Raw genomic sequence first — 19668 nt, forward strand, 5'->3', positions numbered from 1 at the left:
ATGAGGCGCGGCGCCAGCCTCAATGATTGGTCGTGTCCGACTGAGTTGAAGCCACCATCTGCTCGAGCGCGCTTACCGCTGCGCCAGCCTTGCGCTCTCCACGGCAATGCCGAGCAGCGCCTGGCGTGCCAGCGCGATCGACAGATCCGGCCGCCGGCGGGTCTGCAGGACCGCCGTCTGCAGGCGGTTGAGTGCGCGGCCGAGCGCTTCGCTGCTCCACCGTTCGATGGCTTTCTCCACCAGCTTGCGCCGCGAGAAAAAAACCGGCGGGCGCGCCGCGGCAACGACCGAAGCGGCATTGCGGCCGCCGGCGTCCATCTGGCCACGCATCGCCTGGATCGTCTGCAGCTGCCGCATCGCCGATGAAAGCACCAGGAAGGGCTGGCCGCCGGACTGGCAATGGCGGGTAAAGGCGGTGTCGAAGTCGGCGATCCTGCCTTCGAGCAGGGCGTCGACCGCCGCATCGAAGGAGAGGCCGGAGACATCGCCAGACGTCGCCTTGACGTCGTCGAGGCCGATTTCGGGCTGGCCATGCGCATAAAGCACCAGCTTTTCGATCTCGCCGCGCGAGGCCAGCCGGTCGCCGCCGAGATTGCGGCGTAGCGCCTGCCGCGCCTCCAGTGTCATCGACATGCCGGCCTTGCGCAATTCGTCGTCGATGACCGTATCGATATCCCTGGCTTCATCGGCATAGCAAGGCAATGCCATGGCATTGTCGGCCGCCTCCACGACGGCGCGCAGGCCGACGCCCTTCTTCAGGTCGCCGGCCTCGATGAGGATGATCGCGTCGCGCGGCGGCTCGGCGGTCAGCGCCTTGACGTCGTCGGCAAGCGCCTTCTGGGCGCCGGCATTGCGCACCCAAAGCAGGCGCCGCTCCGAAAACATCGGCACGGTGCGGGCCTCGTCGAGCAGGCGGCCCTCGTCGCGATCGACCTCCGAACCGTCCAGCCTGACCACTGAGAACGGATCGTCAAGCGGCAGGCCGGTCTTGCCGGCAAAGGCCTTTGCCCGCTCGGCAACCAGCCCGCGATCGGGACCGTAAAGCAGCACGATCGAGACGCGCGGATCCGGCTTCGCGAGCCATGCATCGACCTCGTATGCTTTCTTCTGTGCCATGGGCGCTGATTAGCATGACGCGGGCGCGGGGTGAACGGTGCCGCCCTCCTTTCCTTCTCCCCTTATGGGAGAAGGTGGATTGGCGCGTAGCGCCAAGACGGTTGAGGGGTGTTGGCCGGAGTGCTGTCCTTGCCAAGCTGGAACACCCCTCATCCGACCGAGCTTCGCTCGGCCACCTTCTTCCACAAGGGGAGAAGGAGGTGCTCGCGCCGCCCAACCCGACGCATTGCCTTATCTGGCGAGAAACCCGGCGCGACCTTTCCCCAAATTGCGCGCTGCTGCGGAAGATCGACAAGAAATTTCGCCGACATATCTCCATCTTGTCTGCCGCGGACAGTAGCCAGCGGCAGACAAGCCTCGCCCGACGAATTGGCACTGGTCTGGCGGTGTGCAAATATCTTGGCCGGGCAACAGTGGAGGACCGAGATCATGGCCGATGCCGGAATGCTGCGCTTCCATGTTCCGGAACCGGAAGTGCGGCCGGGCGGGACGCCGGATTTCTCCAATGTGAGCATTCCAAAAGCTGGCTCAGTGCCGCGTCCCGAGATCGACGTCGATCCGCGTACCATCCGCGATCTGGCGTTCTCGATCATTCGCGTGCTGAACCGCGCTGGCGAGGCCGTCGGGCCATGGGCCGGCCTGCTTTCCGATGAAGAGCTGCTGGAGGGGCTACGTCATATGGTGACGCTGCGCAGCTTCGATGCGCGCATGCAGATGGCGCAGCGCCAGGGCAAGACCTCCTTCTACATGCAGCATCTCGGCGAAGAGGCGGTGAGCTGCGCCTTCCGCAAGGCGCTGTCGCGGGGCGACATGAATTTTCCGACCTATCGGCAGGCCGGCCTGCTCATCGCCGACGGCTACCCGATGGTCACGATGATGAACCAGATCTATTCGAACGAGGCCGATCCGCTGAAAGGGCGGCAATTGCCGATCATGTATTCGTCGAAGGAGCACGGCTTCTTCTCGATCTCCGGCAATCTGGCGACGCAGTATATCCAGGCGGTCGGCTGGGCGATGGCCTCGGCAATCAGCAACGATTCAAAGATCGCCGCCGCCTGGATCGGCGACGGCTCGACCGCCGAGTCCGACTTCCATTCGGCGCTGGTCTTCGCCTCGACCTACAAGGCGCCGGTCGTGCTCAATGTCGTCAACAACCAGTGGGCGATTTCGACGTTCCAGGGCATCGCCCGCGGCGGCTCCGGCACGTTCGCCGCGCGCGGGCTCGGCTTCGGCATTCCGTCGCTGCGCGTCGACGGCAACGACTATCTCGCCGTCCACGCGGTGGCCAAATGGGCCGCGGAACGGGCGCGCAGCAATCTCGGGCCGACGCTGATCGAATACGTCACCTACCGCGTCGGCGCCCATTCGAGCTCCGACGACCCGTCCGCTTACCGGCCGAAGGCAGAGTCCGATGCCTGGCCGCTCGGCGACCCGATCGTCAGGCTGAAGAACCATCTCATCCAGCGCGGCGTCTGGTCGGATGAACGCCACGCCCAGGCCGAGGCGGAAATCCTCGACACGGTGATTTCGGCGCAGCGGGAGGCCGAGCGCCATGGCACGCTGCATGCCGGCGGCAAGCCCTCGGCCCGCGACATGTTCGAGGGCGTCTATGCCGAGATGCCGCCGCATCTCCGGCGCCAGCGCCAACAGGCCGGGGTCTGACCATGCCGCGGCGGACCATGATCGAGGCGATCCGCGACGCCATGGACGTGTCGATGGCGCGCGATGAACGCGTCATCGTGTTCGGCGAGGATGTCGGTTTCTTCGGCGGCGTTTTCCGCTGCACGCAAGGCCTGCAGGCGAAATACGGCAAGAGCCGCTGCTTCGATGCGCCGATCAGCGAATCCGGGATTGTCGGCGCGGCGATCGGCATGGCGGCCTACGGGCTGAAGCCTTGCGTCGAGGTGCAGTTTGCCGACTATGTTTATCCGGCCTATGACCAGATCGTCTCGGAAGCGGCGCGGCTGCGCTATCGATCGAACGGTGATTTCACCTGCCCGATGGTCGTGAGAATGCCGACCGGCGGCGGTATCTTCGGCGGCCAGACCCACAGCCAGAGCCCGGAGGCGCTGTTCACCCACGTCTCTGGGCTGAAAGTCGTGGTTCCGTCCAATCCGCACGACGCCAAGGGCCTGCTGATCGCGGCGATCGAGGATCCCGACCCGGTGATCTTCCTGGAACCGAAGCGGCTCTACAACGGCCCCTTCGATGGTCATCACGAGCGGCCGGTAACGCCATGGTCGAAACATGAGCTCGGCGAAGTCGCCGATGGCCATTACACCGTGCCGCTCGGCAAGGCGGTGATCCGGCGGCCGGGCGCTGCGGTCACCGTGCTTGCCTATGGCACGATGGTCTATGTCGCCCAGGCGGCCGCCGAGGAGACCGGCATCGATGCCGAGATCATCGATCTGAGGACGCTGCTGCCGCTGGATCTCGAGACGATCGTCGCCTCGGTCAACAAGACCGGGCGCTGCGTGATCGTGCATGAGGCGACGCTAACATCCGGCTTCGGCGCCGAACTTTCGGCGCTGGTGCAGGAGAACTGCTTCTACCATCTGGAAGCGCCTGTGACGCGGGTCACCGGCTGGGACACGCCCTATCCGCATGCGCAGGAGTGGGACTATTTTCCCGGTCCTGCCCGGCTAGGCCGCGCGCTCGTCGAAACGATGGAAGCCTGAAGGGGGAACGATGGGCGAATATGTCATCAAGCTGCCCGATGTCGGCGAAGGCGTCGCCGAGGCCGAGCTCGTCGAATGGCAGGTCAAGGTCGGCGATCTCGTGCGCGAGGATGCCGTGCTTGCCGCTGTCATGACCGACAAGGCGACGGTCGAAATTCCTTCGCCCGTCGATGGCGAGATCCTTTGGCTGGGTGCCGAGATCGGCGACACGGTGGCGATCGGCTCGCCGATCGTCAGGCTGAAGGTGGCGGGCGAGGGTAACGTGAAGGATGCGGCGGCGCAGGCCGTTGAGGCCGGCGCCAAGAGTACCCCCACCCCTGACCCCTCCCCACAAGGGGGAGGGGGACGCGTCACGGCCGCCAAAGCCGATGCCCCGCCCCCCTCGCTCTCGCCTGAGCTTGCTCCAAGAAACGGGAACGCAGGTGTGGCGCGGACAGAATCCCCCTCCCCCTTGCGGGGAGCGGTTAGGGGTGGGGGTACTGCGCCGACCTCCGGAGCGCCGCGCCCCGAGGGCGAAAAGCCACTGGCCTCGCCGGCCGTCCGCCTCAGGGCGAAAGAGGCCGGCATCGACCTTCGGCAGATCCCGGGAACCGGCCCGGCCGGCCGCATCCAGCACGAGGACATCGAAGCGTTCCTGGCACGCGGACCGCAGCTCGCGAAGGCCCCTGGCCTGGCCCGCAACGAGGCGGTCGAGGACATCAAGATAGTCGGGCTCAGGCGAAAGATCGCCGAGAAGATGACGCTGGCCAAGTCGCGCATCCCGCACATCACCTATGTCGAGGAGATCGACGTCACCGCGCTCGAGGATCTGCGCGCCGCGCTCAACAAGGAGAAGCGGCCGGGCGCGGACCGGCCGAAGCTGACGCTGCTGCCGTTCCTGATGCGGGCGATGGTCAAGGCAATCGCCGACCAGCCCAATGTCAACGCGCTGTTCGACGACGAAGCCGGCATCGTCCACCAGCATGGCGGCGTCCATATCGGCATCGCCGCGCAGACGGCTTCGGGGCTGATGGTGCCGGTGGTCAAGCACGCCGAGGCGCGCGACATCTGGGACTGTGCGGCCGAGGTTGTCAGGCTGGCCGAGGCGGCAAAATCCGGCACGGCGACGCGCGACGAGCTTTCCGGCTCGACCATCACCATCACTTCACTCGGCGCCATGGGCGGCGTTGCGACGACGCCGGTGATCAATCATCCGGAAGTGGCGATCATCGGCGTCAACAAGATGATGGTGCGGCCGGTATGGGACGGCACCCAGTTCATCCCGCGCAAGATGATGAACCTGTCCTCCAGCTTCGACCACCGCGTCGTCGACGGCTGGGACGCGGCGGTGTTCATTCAACGGATCAAGGCGTTGCTGGAAACGCCAGCGCTGATTTTTGTGGATTGAGGTAATGGGCAGCAGCGCAGAATGAGAACAGTAGCGATCCTTCCCACCCCCCTCTGCCCTACCGGGCATCTCCCCCGCAAGGGGGGAGATCAGCAGCTTCGACGCCCCGCTTACTCCTGCGCCATTGGAGATTGGCGAAGGCCGGGAAGGCAGCCAATCTCCCCCATTGTGGGGGAGATGCCCGGCAGGGCAGAGGGGGGTGCTGTCCCTCCAGCTTGCCGAGGAGCTAGAGCGACATGATGAAGGAAATCTCCTGCAAGCTGCTGGTCATCGGCGCCGGTCCGGGCGGCTATGTCTGCGCCATCCGTGCCGGGCAGCTTGGCATCGACACGGTGATCGTCGAGGCCGGCAAGCCCGGCGGCACTTGCCTCAATGTCGGCTGCATCCCGTCCAAGGCGCTGATCCACGCGGCCGAGGAGTTCGAGAAGCTCTCGCACATGGCCGGTGGCAAAAGCCCGCTCGGGATAGCGGTCGCAACACCATCGCTTGATCTCGCCGCGACCATTGCCTGGAAAGACGGCATCGTTAGCCGGCTGAACAACGGTGTTGCCGGCCTGCTGAAGAAAGCTGGCGTGAAGACGGTGCATGGCTGGGCGACATTTCGCGACGGCAAGACCGTTGCCGTCGAGACCGAGATCGGCGTGCAGGTGATCCGCGCCGAAACGGTGGTGATCGCGACCGGCTCGGCGCCGGTCGAACTGCCATCGCTGCCGTTCGGTGGGCCGGTCATTTCGTCGACCGAGGCGCTGGCGCTGAGCGAAGTTCCGGAGAGGCTGGCGGTGGTCGGCGGCGGCTATATCGGGCTGGAACTCGGCATCGCCTTTGCCAAGCTGGGCGCCAAGGTGACCGTGGTCGAGGCCTTGCCGCGCGTGCTGGCGCAATACGATGCGGAACTGACCCGGCCGGTGGTGAAGCGGCTGGCCGAACTCGGCATCGAGGTGCTCGTGAACGCCAAGGCCAAGGGGCTGTCCACCAAGCGCGACGCGCTGCTGGTCGAGACGAATGGCGGCAAGAACGGCAAGATTGCTGCCGACAAGGTCCTGGTCACGGTCGGTCGGAAGCCGGTGACCGAAGGCTGGGGGTTGGAGCAGATCGACCTCGACATGGCCGGACCCTTCATCCGCATCGACGACCAGTGCCGCAGCTCGATGCGCGGTATCTTTGCCATTGGCGACGTCACCGGCGAGCCGATGCTGGCGCACCGGGCGATGGCGCAGGGTGAAATGGTCGCCGAGATCGTCGCCGGCCATAGGCGCAGCTGGGACAGACGAGCGATCCCGGCTGTCTGTTTCACCGATCCGGAGCTGGTCACCGCGGGCCTGTCGCCGGAGGAGGCCAAGGCCCGTGGCGAGATCAAGGTCGGACTGTTTCCCTTCACCGCCAATGGCCGGGCGATGACGAAGTTGGGCGAGGACGGCTTCGTCCGGGTCGTTGCCCGCGCCGACAACCATCTGGTGCTCGGCATCCAGGCAGTCGGCCAGGGCGTGTCGGAATTGTCGACCGCGTTTGGGCTGGCGCTGGAGATGGGCGCGACGCTGGAGGATATCGCCGGCACCATCCATGCCCACCCGACACAGGGCGAGGGTTTTCAGGAAGCGGCGCTGAAGGCGCTGGGGCATGCGCTGCATGTCTGAGGGCAGGTGATCTCCCCCCTTGAGGGGGAGATGGCCGGCAGGCCAGAGGGGGGCGGTTCGACTGGATGCGACCTCCCTTGCGACAGAGGAGGTTTAGCGCTTTACGCGAGGCGACCCCCTCTGTCGCCTTCGGCGACATCTCCCCCTCAAGGGGGGAGACTACGCAGCTCACCCCGCAAGCCGGCTAACCATCTCGTGCTGCGCATAGGCGCGGCCGAAGCGGTTGGCCAGGAACGCGTCGAGCGCGATGTCCTCCTGCTTGATGAAACCTCTTGCCGGCAAGGTGCCGTCGGCGAGCATGTCGAGCACCGCGCAGATGGCGGAGGCGGTGGTGACCTGGATGGCACTGCGCACCGTATCGCCGACGCGCCTGGCGTAGATCTTGTTGGCGTAGGTCTCCTGCAGCAGGCGGCCGTTCTTGCGGCCGCTGACGGTGACGAAGACGATAACCACGTCCTGCAGCGTCGCCGGCAGGGCGCTTTCAAAGATGTCCTTCAGCACGTCACGGCGGTGGCGCAGGCCGAGATCGTTGAGCAGCGCCTTCATGATCGCGGCATGGCCGGGATAGCGGATGGTGCGGTAGTTCAGCGTGCGCACCTTGCCTTTCAGCGTTTCGGCCAGCGTGCCCAGCCCGCCCGAGGTGTTGAACGCTTCGTAGGTCACGCCGTCAAGCGAGAACTCCTCGCGCTCCTCCAGCGGCGGCACTTCGACCAGCTCGCCTTCGACGATCGCCTCACAAGGCTCGCAATATTCGTTGATGACGCCGTCGGTGCTCCAGGTCAGATTGTAGTTCAGCGCATTCGACGGGTATTGCGGCAGCGCGCCGACCCGCATGCGCACGCTTTCCAGCGTGTCGAAGCGGCTGGCGAGATCGTTGGCAACGATCGAGATGAAGCCCGGCGCCAGCCCGCATTGCGGAATGAAGGCGCTGTTGCCGGAGCGCGCCAGCTCCTTGACCCGCCTGGTGCTGACGACATCCTCTGTCAGATCGAGATAATGCACGCCGGCGCTGGCCGCCGCTTCGGCGATGCGCGTGGTCAGATGGAAGGGCGCGGCGCTGAGCACGGCGAACTTGCCGGCCAGGGCCGCTTCGAGGGTGCCGGCGGCCTCGATGTCGAGTTCCAGCGTCTCGACCGTTTCAGGCAGTTCGGCCGCGCCAAGCTGCGCCGCCGAGCGGTCGACGAGCGTGATATGGTAGTTGCCCGTGGAAGCCAGCATCTCGGCAATGGTCGAGCCGATCTTGCCGGCGCCGACGACGATGATTTCCTTCATGACCGGTCCCTCGCACCAACGTTAAATTGACGGCTAGAATCGCAGCTTGCCTGTCGAAAGGAAGCGTGGGATTGTACGAAACGCAGTCTCTTCTTGCGCAATATGCCGGTAAGGTTCGTCGAAATGCTTAGCGATGCCGACCAGGCTCTGCTTTCTCTACTGCGCATCAATGCGCGCGCCTCGACGGCCGAACTGGCGCGGCGGCTCGGCGTCTCACGAACGACGGTGCAAAGTCGGATCGAGCGGTTGGAACAGCGCGGCATCATTGCCGGCTATGGCGTCCGGCTTTCACCGGACTACGAACAGGGACTGGTCAGGGCGCATGTCCTGCTCACCGTCACCCCCAAGCTTGCCGACAAGGTGGTGCGCAGCCTGCAGGCGCTGGCACCGGTTCGCACGCTGCACTCGGTCAGCGGCAATTTCGACATGATCGTCATCGTCGAGGCGCCGTCGATCAGGGATCTCGACACGCTCCTCGACCAGATCGGCGCCATGGACGGGGTCGAGCGGACGTCGTCGTCGATCATCCTGTCGACGCGGATCGACCGCTGAGCGGTGGAGCATAGTACCTAGCGCTCCTAGTCGACGTGCCGCTGCTGTGCAGAACCTTTTTACGCGCCGGAGGGACAGCGCCCCCCTCTGTCCTGCCGGACATCTCCCCCACTTGGGGGGAGATCGGCAGCTTCGCTGACAGCGCCCCTCTTGCAAGGTTGGTGGTTGGCGAAATCAGTGATGATGGCCAATCTCCCTCTTGTGGGGGAGATGTCCGGCAGGACAGAGGGGGCGCGAAGAATCACCGAGCGTGGTGACTAAGCTGACACTCCTGTAGCAAAGCGCTGGATGAAAATCGCTGTGGCAGGCATAAGGGCGGTCACGCAAAGAGTTCTAGAGGAGGCCCCCTTGCCCAAGCAGTGTTTTGGAAAATCCCATGTGCCGTTGTCGCCGGCGGTCAGGGCCGGCGACTTCGTCTATGTCTCAGGCCAGGTGCCGGTCGGCAGCGACGGGCTGGTGGTCAAGGGCGGCATCGCCGAACAGACCGAACAGGTGCTGTCGAACGTAAAGGCAGCACTGGCGCTGGCCGGCTGCACGCTCGACGACGTGGTCAAGACGACGGTCTGGCTCGAGGACGCCCGCGATTTCGGCATTTTCAACACCGTCTATGCCAGGCATTTCCCGAAAGACCCGCCGGCGCGCACGACGGTGGAGTCGCGGCTGATGATCGACATCAAGATCGAGGTCGAGGCAGTTGCCTACAGGCCAGCCTGACAGGAAAGCGGAGACAGGCGCGATGCAATTCGATCTGCTGATAAAAGGCGGCCGCCTCATCGATCCGGCATCCGGCCTCGACGCGCAACGCGATCTGGCGATTGCCGACGGCCGTATCGCCGCGATCGACGCCGAAATCCCCTTCGAACGTGCCGCCCACGTCATCGACGCCACGGGCTCCATCGTCGCGCCGGGCCTGATCGACCTGCACAGTCACGTCTATTGGGGCGGCACCTCGCTCGGCGTCGATGCCGACCGGCTCGCCGCAAAAAGCGGCACCACCACCTTCATCGATGCTGGAAGTGCCGGCGCCGGCAATTTCCTCGGCTTTCGCCGCCACGTCATCGAGCGCTCGAAAGTCCGCATCCTGGCCTATGTCAACATTTCGTTTGCCGGCATTTTCGGCTTTTCGCAGACTGTGGCGGTCGGCGAATGCAGCGATCTCAGGCTCTGCGAACCGCGCGAAACGGTAGCGGCGGCGCGCGAGCACGCGGACGTGGTTGTCGGCGTCAAGGTTCGCTCGGGTCGCCATGCCGGCGGCACCAGCGGCATCGCGCCGGTCGATCTCGCGCTCGAGGCCGCCGACAAAGCCGGCCTGCCGCTGATGGCGCATATAGACGAGCCGCCGCCCGGCCGCTCGGAAGTGCTGCCGCGGCTGCGCAAGGGCGACATTCTCACCCATTGCTTCCGGCCGTTTCCCAACGCGCCGGTCTTCGCCTCGGGGGCGGTGCGGCCAGATATGCGGCTGGCGCGCGAGCGCGGCGTCATCTTCGATATCGGCCACGGCATGGGCTCGTTCGATTTCGAGGTGGCCAAAGCGATGCTGAGCGAAGGTCTGGCGCCGGACGTGATCAGCAGCGACGTGCATCTCTACTGCGTCGACGGGCCGGCCTTCGACATTCTGGTTTGCATGTCGAAGCTGCTGGCGCTCGGCATGCCGCTGGTCGAAGTGCTGCGCGCCGCGACACAGCGGCCGGCCAAAGCGATCGCCAGGCCCGATCTCGGCAGGCTTGCGGTTGGTGCGGTCGGCGACATCGCGGTGCTGCGGCTGCGCACGGGGCGCTTCACCTTTGTCGATTCGGTCGGCGCCTCGCTGGTCGCCGAGCAAAGGCTGGTCTCGGACGGCATCGTGGTCGGCGGCACGTGGTGGCCGAACAAGGCGGTGGACGATCTCGGCGAGACCGAACGCTTCGAAGCGCATGCGCACGACACGCATGTCGAGGTGGCGAGCCGGCATTTCGGGCGTAGCCACGATTGAGGTGGCGTATGATTAAGTCATATCCCATATTATGAAGGGGCAACGAGGAGACGACCATGCGAACCACTCAACCTCTGACCATCACCCTGCCGCTCGACATGGCGCAGATGGTGAAGGACAAAGTCTCATCGGGCGAGTATGCCACCGAAAGCGAGGTCATCCGTGACGGCCTGCGGACTTTGGCTGCCCGCGATGCGGCCATCGAGCGTTGGCTGCGCGAAGAGGTCGCCCCGACCCTCGAGGATGCACGCGCACATCCTGAACGTCTGTTGACCGCGGACCAGTTGCGCAAGAACCTGTCCAACCGTACCGATGCCGTCACTGCCAAATCCCGCTCCGGGACATGAAATATGAGGTCAGGTTTCATGCTGCAGCCGAACGGGATATTGCCGAGCTGGCGGCGGAACTTGCGCCCAAGGCCGGCGCCGCCACCGCGCTGCGGTTTGTCAACCGGATCATCGATTATTGCCTCAGCTTCGAGACCTTCCCCGAACGCGGTACGCGCCACGACGATATCGCGCCTGGACTGCGTACCGTGGGCTGGCGACGGCGGGCGACAATCGCATTCGAGATCGTCGGGAGCAGGGTGGTGATCCTGCGTATTCTCTACGCAGGCCGTACGCTTGACCTGTCGGAGGAAGAGGAAGAACAGCGCCAACGGTGAGTTGCAAGCGGCTGGGCCGGGCCGCGACCATCCTCCACTGGAACGGATAGCTCGGCCTATCACCCCGGGGCTCCATAAACCGGCGTCGTAATGCCTTCCATCCTCGCCTTGATCTGCAGCGCGACGTACTTCGAGTAGAAGCGCGACAGCGCCAGATTGCCGCCGTGGAACCACAGCGCTTCCTGCGCCGTCGGCTTCCACATGTTGCGCAATTCGCCTTGCCACGGACCCGGGTCGCCTTTCACGCCCGAGCCAATCCCCCAGCACGGCCCGACCTTGTCGGCGACTTCGCGCGAAACGATCGCCGCCACTGTCTCGTTCATCGAGAGATAGCCGGTGCAGGCGATGATCGCGTCGGCTGCCAGTTCGGTGCCGTCGTCGAAGAGGATGCCTGTCGGCGTCAGCGACTTGATCCCGACGCCGCTGCGGATGCCGATCTCGCCGTCGATGATCAGGTCGCAGGCGCCGACGTCGATGTAGAAGCCCGAGCCGGTGCGGTAGGCCTTCATCAGGAGCCCAGTCTCGTCGTCGCCGAAATCGATGGCGAAGCCGGCGCCGCGCAAGCGATCGTAGAAGGCCGCGTCGCGCGCTTTGATGATGTCGTAAAGCGCCCGCTGGCCTTGCGGCAGCAACGCGAACGGCGTCGAGGCGACGATCATGTCGGCCTTCTCAGTGGTGATGCCGCGGGCCAGGGCCTTTTCCGAGAATATCTCGAAACCGATCTCCATCAGCGTGTCCGACTTGACCACCGTCGTCGGCGAGCGCTGGACCATCGTCACCTCGGCGCCGCTCTCCCAGAGGTCGACGCCGACGTCATGGCCGGAACTTGCCGCGCCGATAACGGCGACCTTTTTGCCGCGGAATTTTTCGCCGCTGGAATACTGGCTGGAATGCAGGATCTCGCCCTGGAAGACCTCGGCACCCGGCAGGTCGATCGGCCTGGGCGGGCCATAGGCGCCGGTTGCAAAGACGATGTGCTTCGGGTTCAGTGTGATGCGCTCGCCGGCGCGGTCGAGCTCGACCGTCCAGACCTTTTCGGTCTCGTCGTAGGAGGCGCTCACGCATGTCGTGGAGGTCCAGTAGTTGAGCTCCATGACGCGCGTATACATCTCCAGCCAGTCGCCCATCTTGTCCTTGGGCGTGAACACCGGCCAGTTCTCGGGAAACGGGATGTAGGGCAGGTGATCGTACCAGACCGGGTCGTGCAGCACGAGCGAGCGGTAGCGATTGCGCCAGGAATCGCCGGCCCGGGCGTTCTTCTCGATGACAATGGCCGGCACGCCCAATTGCCTGAGCCGCGCCCCCAGCATGATGCCGCCCTGGCCGCCGCCGATGACCAGGCAATAGGGCTGCCGGCTAACGCCGAGGTCACGCGCCTCGCGGCGCCTCGCCTCCAGCCAGGTTTCGCGCTCCGGATCGGCCTTGTGGCGGACGCCCAGAGGCCGCGCCGGGCCCTTGCGCTCCTCAAACCCCTTGAGATCGCTCATTGCCGTAAACAGCGTCCGGCATTTGCCGTCCCTGAGGCGCATGATGCCTTGCCCCCATGCCGATGACGTCTCGAAAGAAAACCAGGCTTCGATGGTGCCTTCGTCCGAAGTCGCTTCGCCGCTGAGCTGCCACTGGGCAGGCTTCGTGGTTGCCAGCGTCGCCGTCAGCATGTCGCGGATCGCGGCGCGGCCTTCCATCGTCTTGATGTTCCAGGTGAAGGTCAAAAGATCGCGCCAGTAGCAGTCCTCGACGAACAGGTTGATTGCGGCCTTGACGTCGCCCGCTTCGAGCGCCCTGGCAAAGGAACCGAGCCAGGTGGCAGCCTGTTTCGATGGTGCGATGTCGAGCATCTGTCTTCCCTAACTTCCAGAGACGGTGGCGCTGCCCTCATTCTTACCCTGTCCCGGTTCTTTGCGGGAGAGGGTGAGGGCAGCGCAAACGGTCCGGAAGCTAAGGGCGCAGCGTAAGGCTGAAGCGACTGCCGCTGCGGTCAGGCCCGCGCGCGGGCCTGATCCGAACCGCTATCCAGCCATGCAAGATCGGCCGGCGAAAGTGAGATGTCGAGCGCCTGGAGGCTGTCTTCAAGTTCATCGAGCGAGCGCGGCCCGATCAGCGGGACGGACGGGAAGGGCTGCGCCAGGACGTAGGCGAGCGCGACGTGGATCGGGCTCTTGCCCAACCGTTTGGCGAGCTCGATGGCGCGGTCGCGGCGGCCGAAATTCTTGTCCGAGTACCAGACGCGGACCAACTCCTCATTGTCGCGCCGGTCGCGGCCGGCGCGATCGGTGAAGAAGCCGCGGCCCTGGCTCGACCAGGCGAAATTCGGCATCTGCCGAGCGCTAAGCCAGGCCTTCCATTCATCGCTGGAGGAGGTGACGCAGCCTGCCCAGATCGGCTCCAGCATCTCGGCCAATGAGAAATTGTTGGAAAGCGCGCCGGGCTTCTGCTTGCCGCTGCGCTCGGCATAGGCAATCGCCTCGTCCATGCGTTCCATTGTCCAGTTCGAGCCGCCGAACGGACCGCGAATGCGGCCGGCCTTGACCTCGCGGTCCATCGCATCGACGAATTCGTCGACCGGCACGTCAGGATTGTCGCGATGCATGAAATAGACGTCGATATGGTCGGTCTGCAGCCGCTCGAGCGACTGGGTGAGCTGCTTGCCGATGACGTCGGGATAGCAGAGCGGCGAGTGCGCACCCTTGCCGATGACCACCGACTGCTCGCGCACGCCACGGTTCTTCAGCCATTGGCCGAGCAGCGTCTCGGTATAGCCGGAACCGTAGACGAAGGCGGTGTCGAACAGATTGCCGCCGGCCTCGAAATAGGCATCGAGCAGGATGGCGCCCGACGAAAAGGTGCGGAAATCCTCGAAGCCGAGCGCCAGGCACGAGGCGGGCCGCGGCAGGCCCGGAATGCTGCGCTTGGGGATGGCGGTCCCGCCGGAGCGCAACTTCCGTCCGGAGATGGTGTTGACGCGCTTTGCCGGTTTCTCGATGTCGTATTCGAGCCCGATTGCGGCTCGCCATTTATCGAGCACACGCAGATTGCCGAGACTGTCGGCCCAGCCCATGCCGGGCCAGGCGAACTCCTGCTTCCCGCCGAGAATGGCCTCGCCGGCGGCGTCGACCTCGAACGCGTAAAGCCAGCCGTCCTCCTTGACCTCGACCACCTCGGTGTCACCCGGACGGATGATGCGGATTTCGCCGGTGCCGCCTTGCTGGCCGCCGGCAAACCAGAAATCCGCGACCTCGATGCGGCCCTTGCTGCCGAGAATACGCAAGACATTGTCCTGCGCGAGCGAGATGCTGCAGGACACTTCCGCGACGATGCCGCCCGGAAAATGCAACAGCGCCGACGCCCATTCGTCGACGCCGGATTGGCCGAAATGCGCAGCGCCGACCACTTTGTCCGGCTCGGCGAAGGGCATTCCCGCCGCGGCGCCGGCAATCAGCCGCGCCATCGACACGGGATAGCCGCCGACATCGAGAATGCCGCCGCCGGCGAGATCCTTGGCGTAGAGACGGTGCTCCGGCATGAAGCCCGGCATGGCGAAGCCGAAACTGGATTTGATCATCTTGATCTCGCCGATCGCGCCGGCCCTGATCAGCTCGACCAGCTTGGCCGTCTGCGGATGCAGCCGGTACATGAAGGCTTCGCCGAGAAAGGTGCCGGCCTTGCGCGCGGCATGGATCATCGCGTCGGCCTCGAAGGCGGTCAGGCCAAGCGGCTTTTCGCAAAGCACATGCTTTCCGGCCTCGGCCGCCTTGATCGCCCATTCGGCATGGCTCGGATGCGGCGTCGAAATATAGATCGCGTCGACATCCGGATCGCCAAGCAATGCCTCGTAGCCGTCGAGGATGCGGGCGCCGGGGAAAGCCTCGGTGAGCCCGGCCTTGCCGGGATTGCGCGCGCCGATGGCGACCAATGTGCCGGTGCGCGAATGGGCGAGGCCGCCGGCAAAAGCCTTGGCGATGTTGCCGGGCCCGAGAATGCCCCAGCGAACTTTTTCTGGTTTGGAAGTCATGTCAAATCTCCGTGGGGTGGCCGCGAGCAATCGCGATCGGACAAAAGAAAGATGGGCTAGCGAATGCGTGCGCCAGTGGCGTCGAAGAGAAGCGAGCGGTCGGCCTTGATCGACACCACCAGGTCGTCGCCGTTCGCGCGATGCCGCGATGCCTCGCGCTCGATGATCAGTTCCTCGCGCCCGCCCCCGGTCCCGGAATTGGCATAGACATAGCTCACCGATCCCAAGTGCTCGGCGACGTCGGCCTTGAGGGTAAGGTCGCAATCGCCCTGGCCGGCGTCGAAGAAATGCTCCGGCCGCACGCCAAGCACGACATCGCCGCCTATCGCAGGCAAGGCATCCGAAAGCGGCTTGCGCAGTCGCGCGTCGCGATGGTTGACCAGTTCGACGACCGCAGCGCCGTTGTCCGTCCCGACCATTTTCGCCGCCAGAAAGTTCATCTTCGGCGAGCCGACGAAGCCGGCAACGAAGCGGTTGGCCGGGTCGTCGTAGAGATCGAGCGGCGCGCCGATCTGTTCGATATTGCCGGCGTTGAGCACGACGATCCTGTCGGCCAGCGTCATCGCCTCGGTCTGGTCGTGCGTCACATAGACCATGGTAACGCCGAGCTCCTTATGGAGGCGCGATATCTCGACGCGCATCTGCACCCTGAGCTCGGCGTCGAGATTGCTGAGCGGTTCGTCGAACAGGAACACTTGCGGCTCACGCACGATGGCGCGGCCGATGGCGACGCGCTGGCGCTGGCCGCCCGACAATTGCCGCGGCCGCCGCTTCATCAGCTCGGCGATGCGCAGGATCTCGGAAGCCCGCTTCACCCGCCGCTCGGTATCTGCCTTGGGGTTGCCGGTCATTCTCAGGCCGAAGCTCAGATTCTGCTCGACCGTCATGTGCGGATAGAGCGCGTAGGACTGGAACACCATGGCGATGCCGCGATCGGCCGCCTCGACGTCGTTCACCACCTTGCCGCCAATGGCGATCTCGCCGTCGCTGATGTCCTCGAGCCCGGCGATCATCCGGAGCAGCGTGGACTTGCCGCAGCCGGAAGGGCCGACGAAGACGACGAATTCGCCGTCGTCGATGTCGATGTTGGCGCCATGGACGATCTCGAAGACGCCGAAGCGCTTGATGACGTTCTTGAGTGTGACTGCCGCCATGCTGATCCTTACTTGATAGCGCCGGCGGCGATGCCGGCGACGAAATGGCGCTGCAGAAGCACGAACACGACGAGCATTGGCGCTGTCAGCATCACCGCGCCCGCCATGATGCCGCCCCAGGACACTTTTGTGAGACCGATCAGCGTGCCGAGCGCCACGGGCGCGGTCATTGCGCCCGGCTTGGAATTGATCAGCAGCGGCCAGAGATAATTGTTCCAGGAGGCAAGGAAGAGGATGATGGCGAGCGCCGCCAGCATCGGCCGCGCCAGAGGCAGGGCGACGAACAGGAATATCCGCCATTCCTTGACGCCCTCGACCTTGGCGGCGTCGAACAGCTCGTGCGGCATCATCGAAAAACTCTGCCGCATGAAGAGCACGCCCAGCGAATTGAACAGCGGCGGCACGATCAGCGCTACCCAGGTGTTGGCGAGCTTGAAGTCGCGCGCCACCATGATGAATTGCGGGATCAGCACGACCGCATAGGGCAGCGTGATGGTGCCGAAGATGATGGCGACGACCACGCCTTTGCCGAAGAAGTTGTAACGCGCCAGCGCCCAGCCGGCCATCGAGGTCAGCATCACCGACAGGAAGGTATAGGTCACCGCCACCGAGACGGAGATGCCGATGGCGCCGATGAAATTGGTGCCGCGCTGCAGATTGCTGACATTGTCGAGGAAATTGCCGTGCGGCAAAAGCTCGATGTCGGGGCTGAAGATGCCGTTGTCGGGCATCGTCGAAAAGACCACCATCATCCACAGCGGAAACAGCCAGACCAGCGCCAGCGGCGTCAGGAACAGATGCAGCGCGATGCTGCGACCCAATCTGGCCTGGGAACGGCTGATCCGGGAATGGCCTATTGGGGAACGCGAGGTCATTTCGGTTCCCTCGTCAGCCATATCTGTACCAGCGAAATGGCGATCGCCAGCCCGGCCATGGTGTAGGCGATGGCCGAAGCGTAGCCGAAATTGAGCGACCGGAAGCCCTGGCGGTAAAGCAGCAGCCCGAGCGTTTCGGTGCCGCCGCCCGGCCCGCCGCGCTCGGTGATCAGGAAGGGCTCGGTGAACAGCTGCATGGTGCCGATGATCGACAGCACGGCGCAGAACACGATGATCGGCTTGAGCAGCGGCAGCGTGATGTAGAAGAACTGTTTGACCTTGCTGACCCGGTCCAGGGTCGCCGCCTCGTAAACATCCTCGGGAATCGACTGCAGGCCGGCGAGCAGGATGATGGCGTTGTAGCCGGCCCAGCGCCACGTCACCGCCATCATGATCACCGCCATCGCCGGGGTGACGTTGGTAAACCAGTCGACACTGGGCAGGCCGATGCTGTTCAGCAATTTGTTGATGATGCCGTAGTCGAGATTGAACATCAGCCGGAAAACCGCCGAATAGGCGACTTCGCCGACCACGACCGGCGCGAAGAAGGCAAAGCGGAAAAGGCCACGCGCCTTGAGCAGCGGCGAGTTCAAAAGCACCGCCATCACAATCGCCAGCGAAATCATCACCGGCACCTGGATGACAAGGATAAGCAATGTGTTCTTCAAGGCATTGAAGAAGGCCGGATCGCCGATCAGCCGGCCCCAGTTGAAGGTCGGCGCAAACCGCCACGGCACGGTGCGCGTCGCCTGGAACGAGATCAGGAAGGAATCGATGATCGGCCACAGCCAGAAGATCGAGAAGATCAGCAGATAAGGCGCGAGAAAGCGATACGCCGTGGCGTTCTGGTAGCGCATCGTTTTCCTCCTTTCTGCTTTTCAAGTCTCTTGCCTTCTCCCCTTGTGGGAGAAGGTGGGTCGGCGCGTAGCGCCGAGACGGTTGAGGGGTGATGGCCGGAGTGCCGCCGGCGCCAAGCTGGAGCACCCCTCATCCGTCGCCTTCGGCGACCCCTTCTCCCACAAGGGGAGAAGGGGAGCCGTGCGCTCGGAGCCGCCTCCTTCAGATCACGACTTGACCGGCAGGCCGGTCGCCGCGGCGATCTGGCTTGCGGCATCGTCGAGCGCTGCCTTGGCGTCGGGATAGCCGCCGGCCAGATATTTGGTCTGCACCGCGCGGATGATGATTTCGGCGTCGCTCTGGAACGGCGTGCCGCGGCTGGGTACGACCTTCGGCAAGGTGCCGAGGATGTCCTTCCACACGGCTTGGCCGCCCCAATAGGGCAGGCCTTCGGAGACATAAGGGTCGTTGAGCGCCGAAATCAGCGACGGCACCAGGCCGAAGCCTTTCAGCATGGTGATCTGGCCTTCATTCGTCGCAAGCGTGTATTTCAGATAGGCGTAGGCGGCTTCCTTGTTCTTCGACACCGAGGTGATGGCGAGCGAGGAGCCGCCGAGATTGGCGGCGCGCGGACCGTCGGCGGTCAGGCTCGGCATCAAATAGACGCCCCATTTGCCTGCCCCATCGGGCGATTCGGTGCGCACGGTGCCTTCATACCAGCCGCCATACATCTGCGTGGCGACCTTGCCGGCGGTGTTGTTGGTGATCTTGGTGCTCCAGTCGGCAGAGGAAATGATGCCGGCGTCCTTCATCTCCTTGATCTTGGTCATGGCATCGACGCATTTGGGCTGGTTGACGGTGATCGATTGCCCGTCGGCGGAGAAGTAGGCGCAGCCCTGCTCGTTGGAGATCATGCGGAAGAATTCGGAATCGCCGTTGAAATCGGCGTTGGTCATCGTGACGCCGGGATTGGCGGCCTGGATCTTCTTGGCGGCGGCGATGAAATCGTCCCAGGTCTTGATCGAGGACGGATCGACGCCGGCCTTCTCGTAGAAGTCGCGGCGGTAGAACATCGCCACTGGACCGGAATCCCACGGCATCGCATAGGCCTTGTCGTCAACCTCGAGCTCGGTGCGCTTGAAGTCGGGGAATTTTGCCTGGTCTTCCGCGGTGTAGCCGAGCGTGTGCAGGTCGACGAAGCAATCCGGGAACTGGCTCCAGTAGTTTTCCGCTTCGCCGTTCTCGATCGTCACGATGTCCGGCAGCCCCTCGCCGCCGGCCGCACAGCCGGCGATCGACTTGTCGTAGGTCGGCTGGTTGCCGAGGTCCTCGACCGTGACCTTGATGTCGGGAAACTGCTTGTTGAAGCCCGCTATGGTGGCCTTCAGCGACGAAGCGGCGATATTCCAGCTCCAGATCGTGATTTCACCGGACTGCGCAAAGGCCGGGCTGGAGCCCAAGGCAAGCGCGAGCGCGGCGCAGGTCAATTTTATGCGCATCGAAATCCTCCCATTT

Annotated in this window: 17 protein-coding genes; 9 read left to right on the top strand and 8 right to left on the bottom strand. The window is 64.4% G+C overall.

The window, feature by feature from the left end:
• Positions 1-72: 72 nt before the first annotated feature.
• The gene (holA, locus tag RQ479_RS22100; protein WP_376702628.1) at positions 73-1116 is read right to left on the bottom strand and encodes a DNA polymerase III subunit delta; all 1044 of its coding nucleotides are present in this window, start codon (positions 1114-1116) and stop codon (positions 73-75) included.
• 429 nt (positions 1117-1545) lie between these two features.
• Here holA and RQ479_RS22105 point away from each other — a divergent pair, with 429 nt between their 5' ends.
• From RQ479_RS22105 to lpdA, 4 genes are all read left to right on the top strand, one after another.
• Positions 1546-2778, top strand: a complete 1233-nt coding sequence (locus RQ479_RS22105) for a 3-methyl-2-oxobutanoate dehydrogenase (2-methylpropanoyl-transferring) subunit alpha (RefSeq protein WP_376702629.1) — start codon at positions 1546-1548, stop codon at positions 2776-2778.
• Positions 2779-2780: 2 nt separating this feature from the next.
• Positions 2781-3794 carry an alpha-ketoacid dehydrogenase subunit beta gene (locus tag RQ479_RS22110; RefSeq protein ID WP_376702630.1) on the top strand — a complete coding sequence of 338 codons (1014 nt, stop codon included), beginning with the start codon at positions 2781-2783 and terminating at the stop codon, positions 3792-3794.
• A gap of 10 nt (positions 3795-3804) precedes the next feature.
• Entirely contained in the window at positions 3805-5181 is a 1377-nt protein-coding gene (locus RQ479_RS22115; protein ID WP_376702631.1) for a dihydrolipoamide acetyltransferase family protein, read from the top strand.
• Between the two features lie 239 nt (positions 5182-5420).
• Positions 5421-6815, top strand: coding sequence for a dihydrolipoyl dehydrogenase (gene lpdA / locus RQ479_RS22120; RefSeq protein WP_376705993.1), 1395 nt, complete (start codon positions 5421-5423; stop codon positions 6813-6815).
• Positions 6816-6983: 168 nt separating this feature from the next.
• Here the strand turns inward: lpdA and RQ479_RS22125 are convergent, their stop codons facing one another.
• Positions 6984-8087: a saccharopine dehydrogenase C-terminal domain-containing protein gene (locus RQ479_RS22125; RefSeq protein ID WP_376702632.1), complete on the bottom strand. Its 1104-nt coding sequence runs from the start codon at positions 8085-8087 to the stop codon at positions 6984-6986.
• A 123-nt stretch (positions 8088-8210) separates the two neighbouring features.
• Between RQ479_RS22125 and RQ479_RS22130 the strand changes: the two genes are divergently transcribed.
• The 5 genes from RQ479_RS22130 (at position 8211) to RQ479_RS22150 (ending at position 11275) form a co-directional block, all read left to right on the top strand.
• Positions 8211-8639 (top strand): Lrp/AsnC family transcriptional regulator, encoded by a 429-nt coding sequence (locus RQ479_RS22130; RefSeq protein ID WP_352665263.1) that lies wholly within the window; start codon positions 8211-8213, stop codon positions 8637-8639.
• A gap of 348 nt (positions 8640-8987) precedes the next feature.
• Positions 8988-9353: a RidA family protein gene (locus RQ479_RS22135; RefSeq protein ID WP_254817935.1), complete on the top strand. Its 366-nt coding sequence runs from the start codon at positions 8988-8990 to the stop codon at positions 9351-9353.
• A 22-nt stretch (positions 9354-9375) separates the two neighbouring features.
• A complete protein-coding gene (locus tag RQ479_RS22140) occupies positions 9376-10611 on the top strand; it encodes an amidohydrolase/deacetylase family metallohydrolase (RefSeq protein ID WP_376702633.1) in 1236 nt (411 codons plus the stop codon).
• 56 nt (positions 10612-10667) lie between these two features.
• Positions 10668-10958 carry a type II toxin-antitoxin system ParD family antitoxin gene (locus RQ479_RS22145; RefSeq protein WP_376702634.1) on the top strand — a complete coding sequence of 97 codons (291 nt, stop codon included), beginning with the start codon at positions 10668-10670 and terminating at the stop codon, positions 10956-10958.
• A complete protein-coding gene (locus tag RQ479_RS22150; RefSeq protein ID WP_376702635.1) occupies positions 10955-11275 on the top strand; it encodes a type II toxin-antitoxin system RelE/ParE family toxin in 321 nt (106 codons plus the stop codon). Before RQ479_RS22145 ends, RQ479_RS22150 begins: the two co-directional genes overlap by 4 nt.
• A 59-nt stretch (positions 11276-11334) precedes the next feature.
• On the opposite strand, the gene RQ479_RS22155 is transcribed toward RQ479_RS22150, so the two are convergent.
• The 6 genes from RQ479_RS22155 to RQ479_RS22180 form a co-directional block, all read right to left on the bottom strand.
• Entirely contained in the window at positions 11335-13113 is a 1779-nt protein-coding gene (locus RQ479_RS22155) for an NAD(P)-binding domain-containing protein (protein ID WP_376702636.1), read from the bottom strand.
• 140 nt (positions 13114-13253) lie between these two features.
• Complete coding sequence (locus tag RQ479_RS22160) at positions 13254-15287, bottom strand: aldo/keto reductase (protein ID WP_376702637.1); 2034 nt, start codon at positions 15285-15287, stop codon at positions 13254-13256.
• Between the two features lie 56 nt (positions 15288-15343).
• Positions 15344-16441 (bottom strand): ABC transporter ATP-binding protein, encoded by a 1098-nt coding sequence (locus RQ479_RS22165; RefSeq protein ID WP_376702638.1) that lies wholly within the window; start codon positions 16439-16441, stop codon positions 15344-15346.
• 8 nt (positions 16442-16449) lie between these two features.
• Positions 16450-17316 (bottom strand): carbohydrate ABC transporter permease, encoded by an 867-nt coding sequence (locus RQ479_RS22170; RefSeq protein WP_376702639.1) that lies wholly within the window; start codon positions 17314-17316, stop codon positions 16450-16452.
• Entirely contained in the window at positions 17313-18173 is an 861-nt protein-coding gene (locus RQ479_RS22175; protein ID WP_023720572.1) for a carbohydrate ABC transporter permease, read from the bottom strand. The genes RQ479_RS22170 and RQ479_RS22175 overlap by 4 nt, the downstream gene beginning before the upstream one ends.
• Positions 18174-18380: 207 nt before the next feature.
• Positions 18381-19652 (bottom strand): extracellular solute-binding protein, encoded by a 1272-nt coding sequence (locus tag RQ479_RS22180; RefSeq protein ID WP_352466537.1) that lies wholly within the window; start codon positions 19650-19652, stop codon positions 18381-18383.
• Positions 19653-19668 lie beyond the last annotated feature (16 nt).

Source organism: Mesorhizobium sp. ISC25 (assembly GCF_042295465.1).
GTDB lineage: Bacteria > Pseudomonadota > Alphaproteobacteria > Rhizobiales > Rhizobiaceae > Mesorhizobium.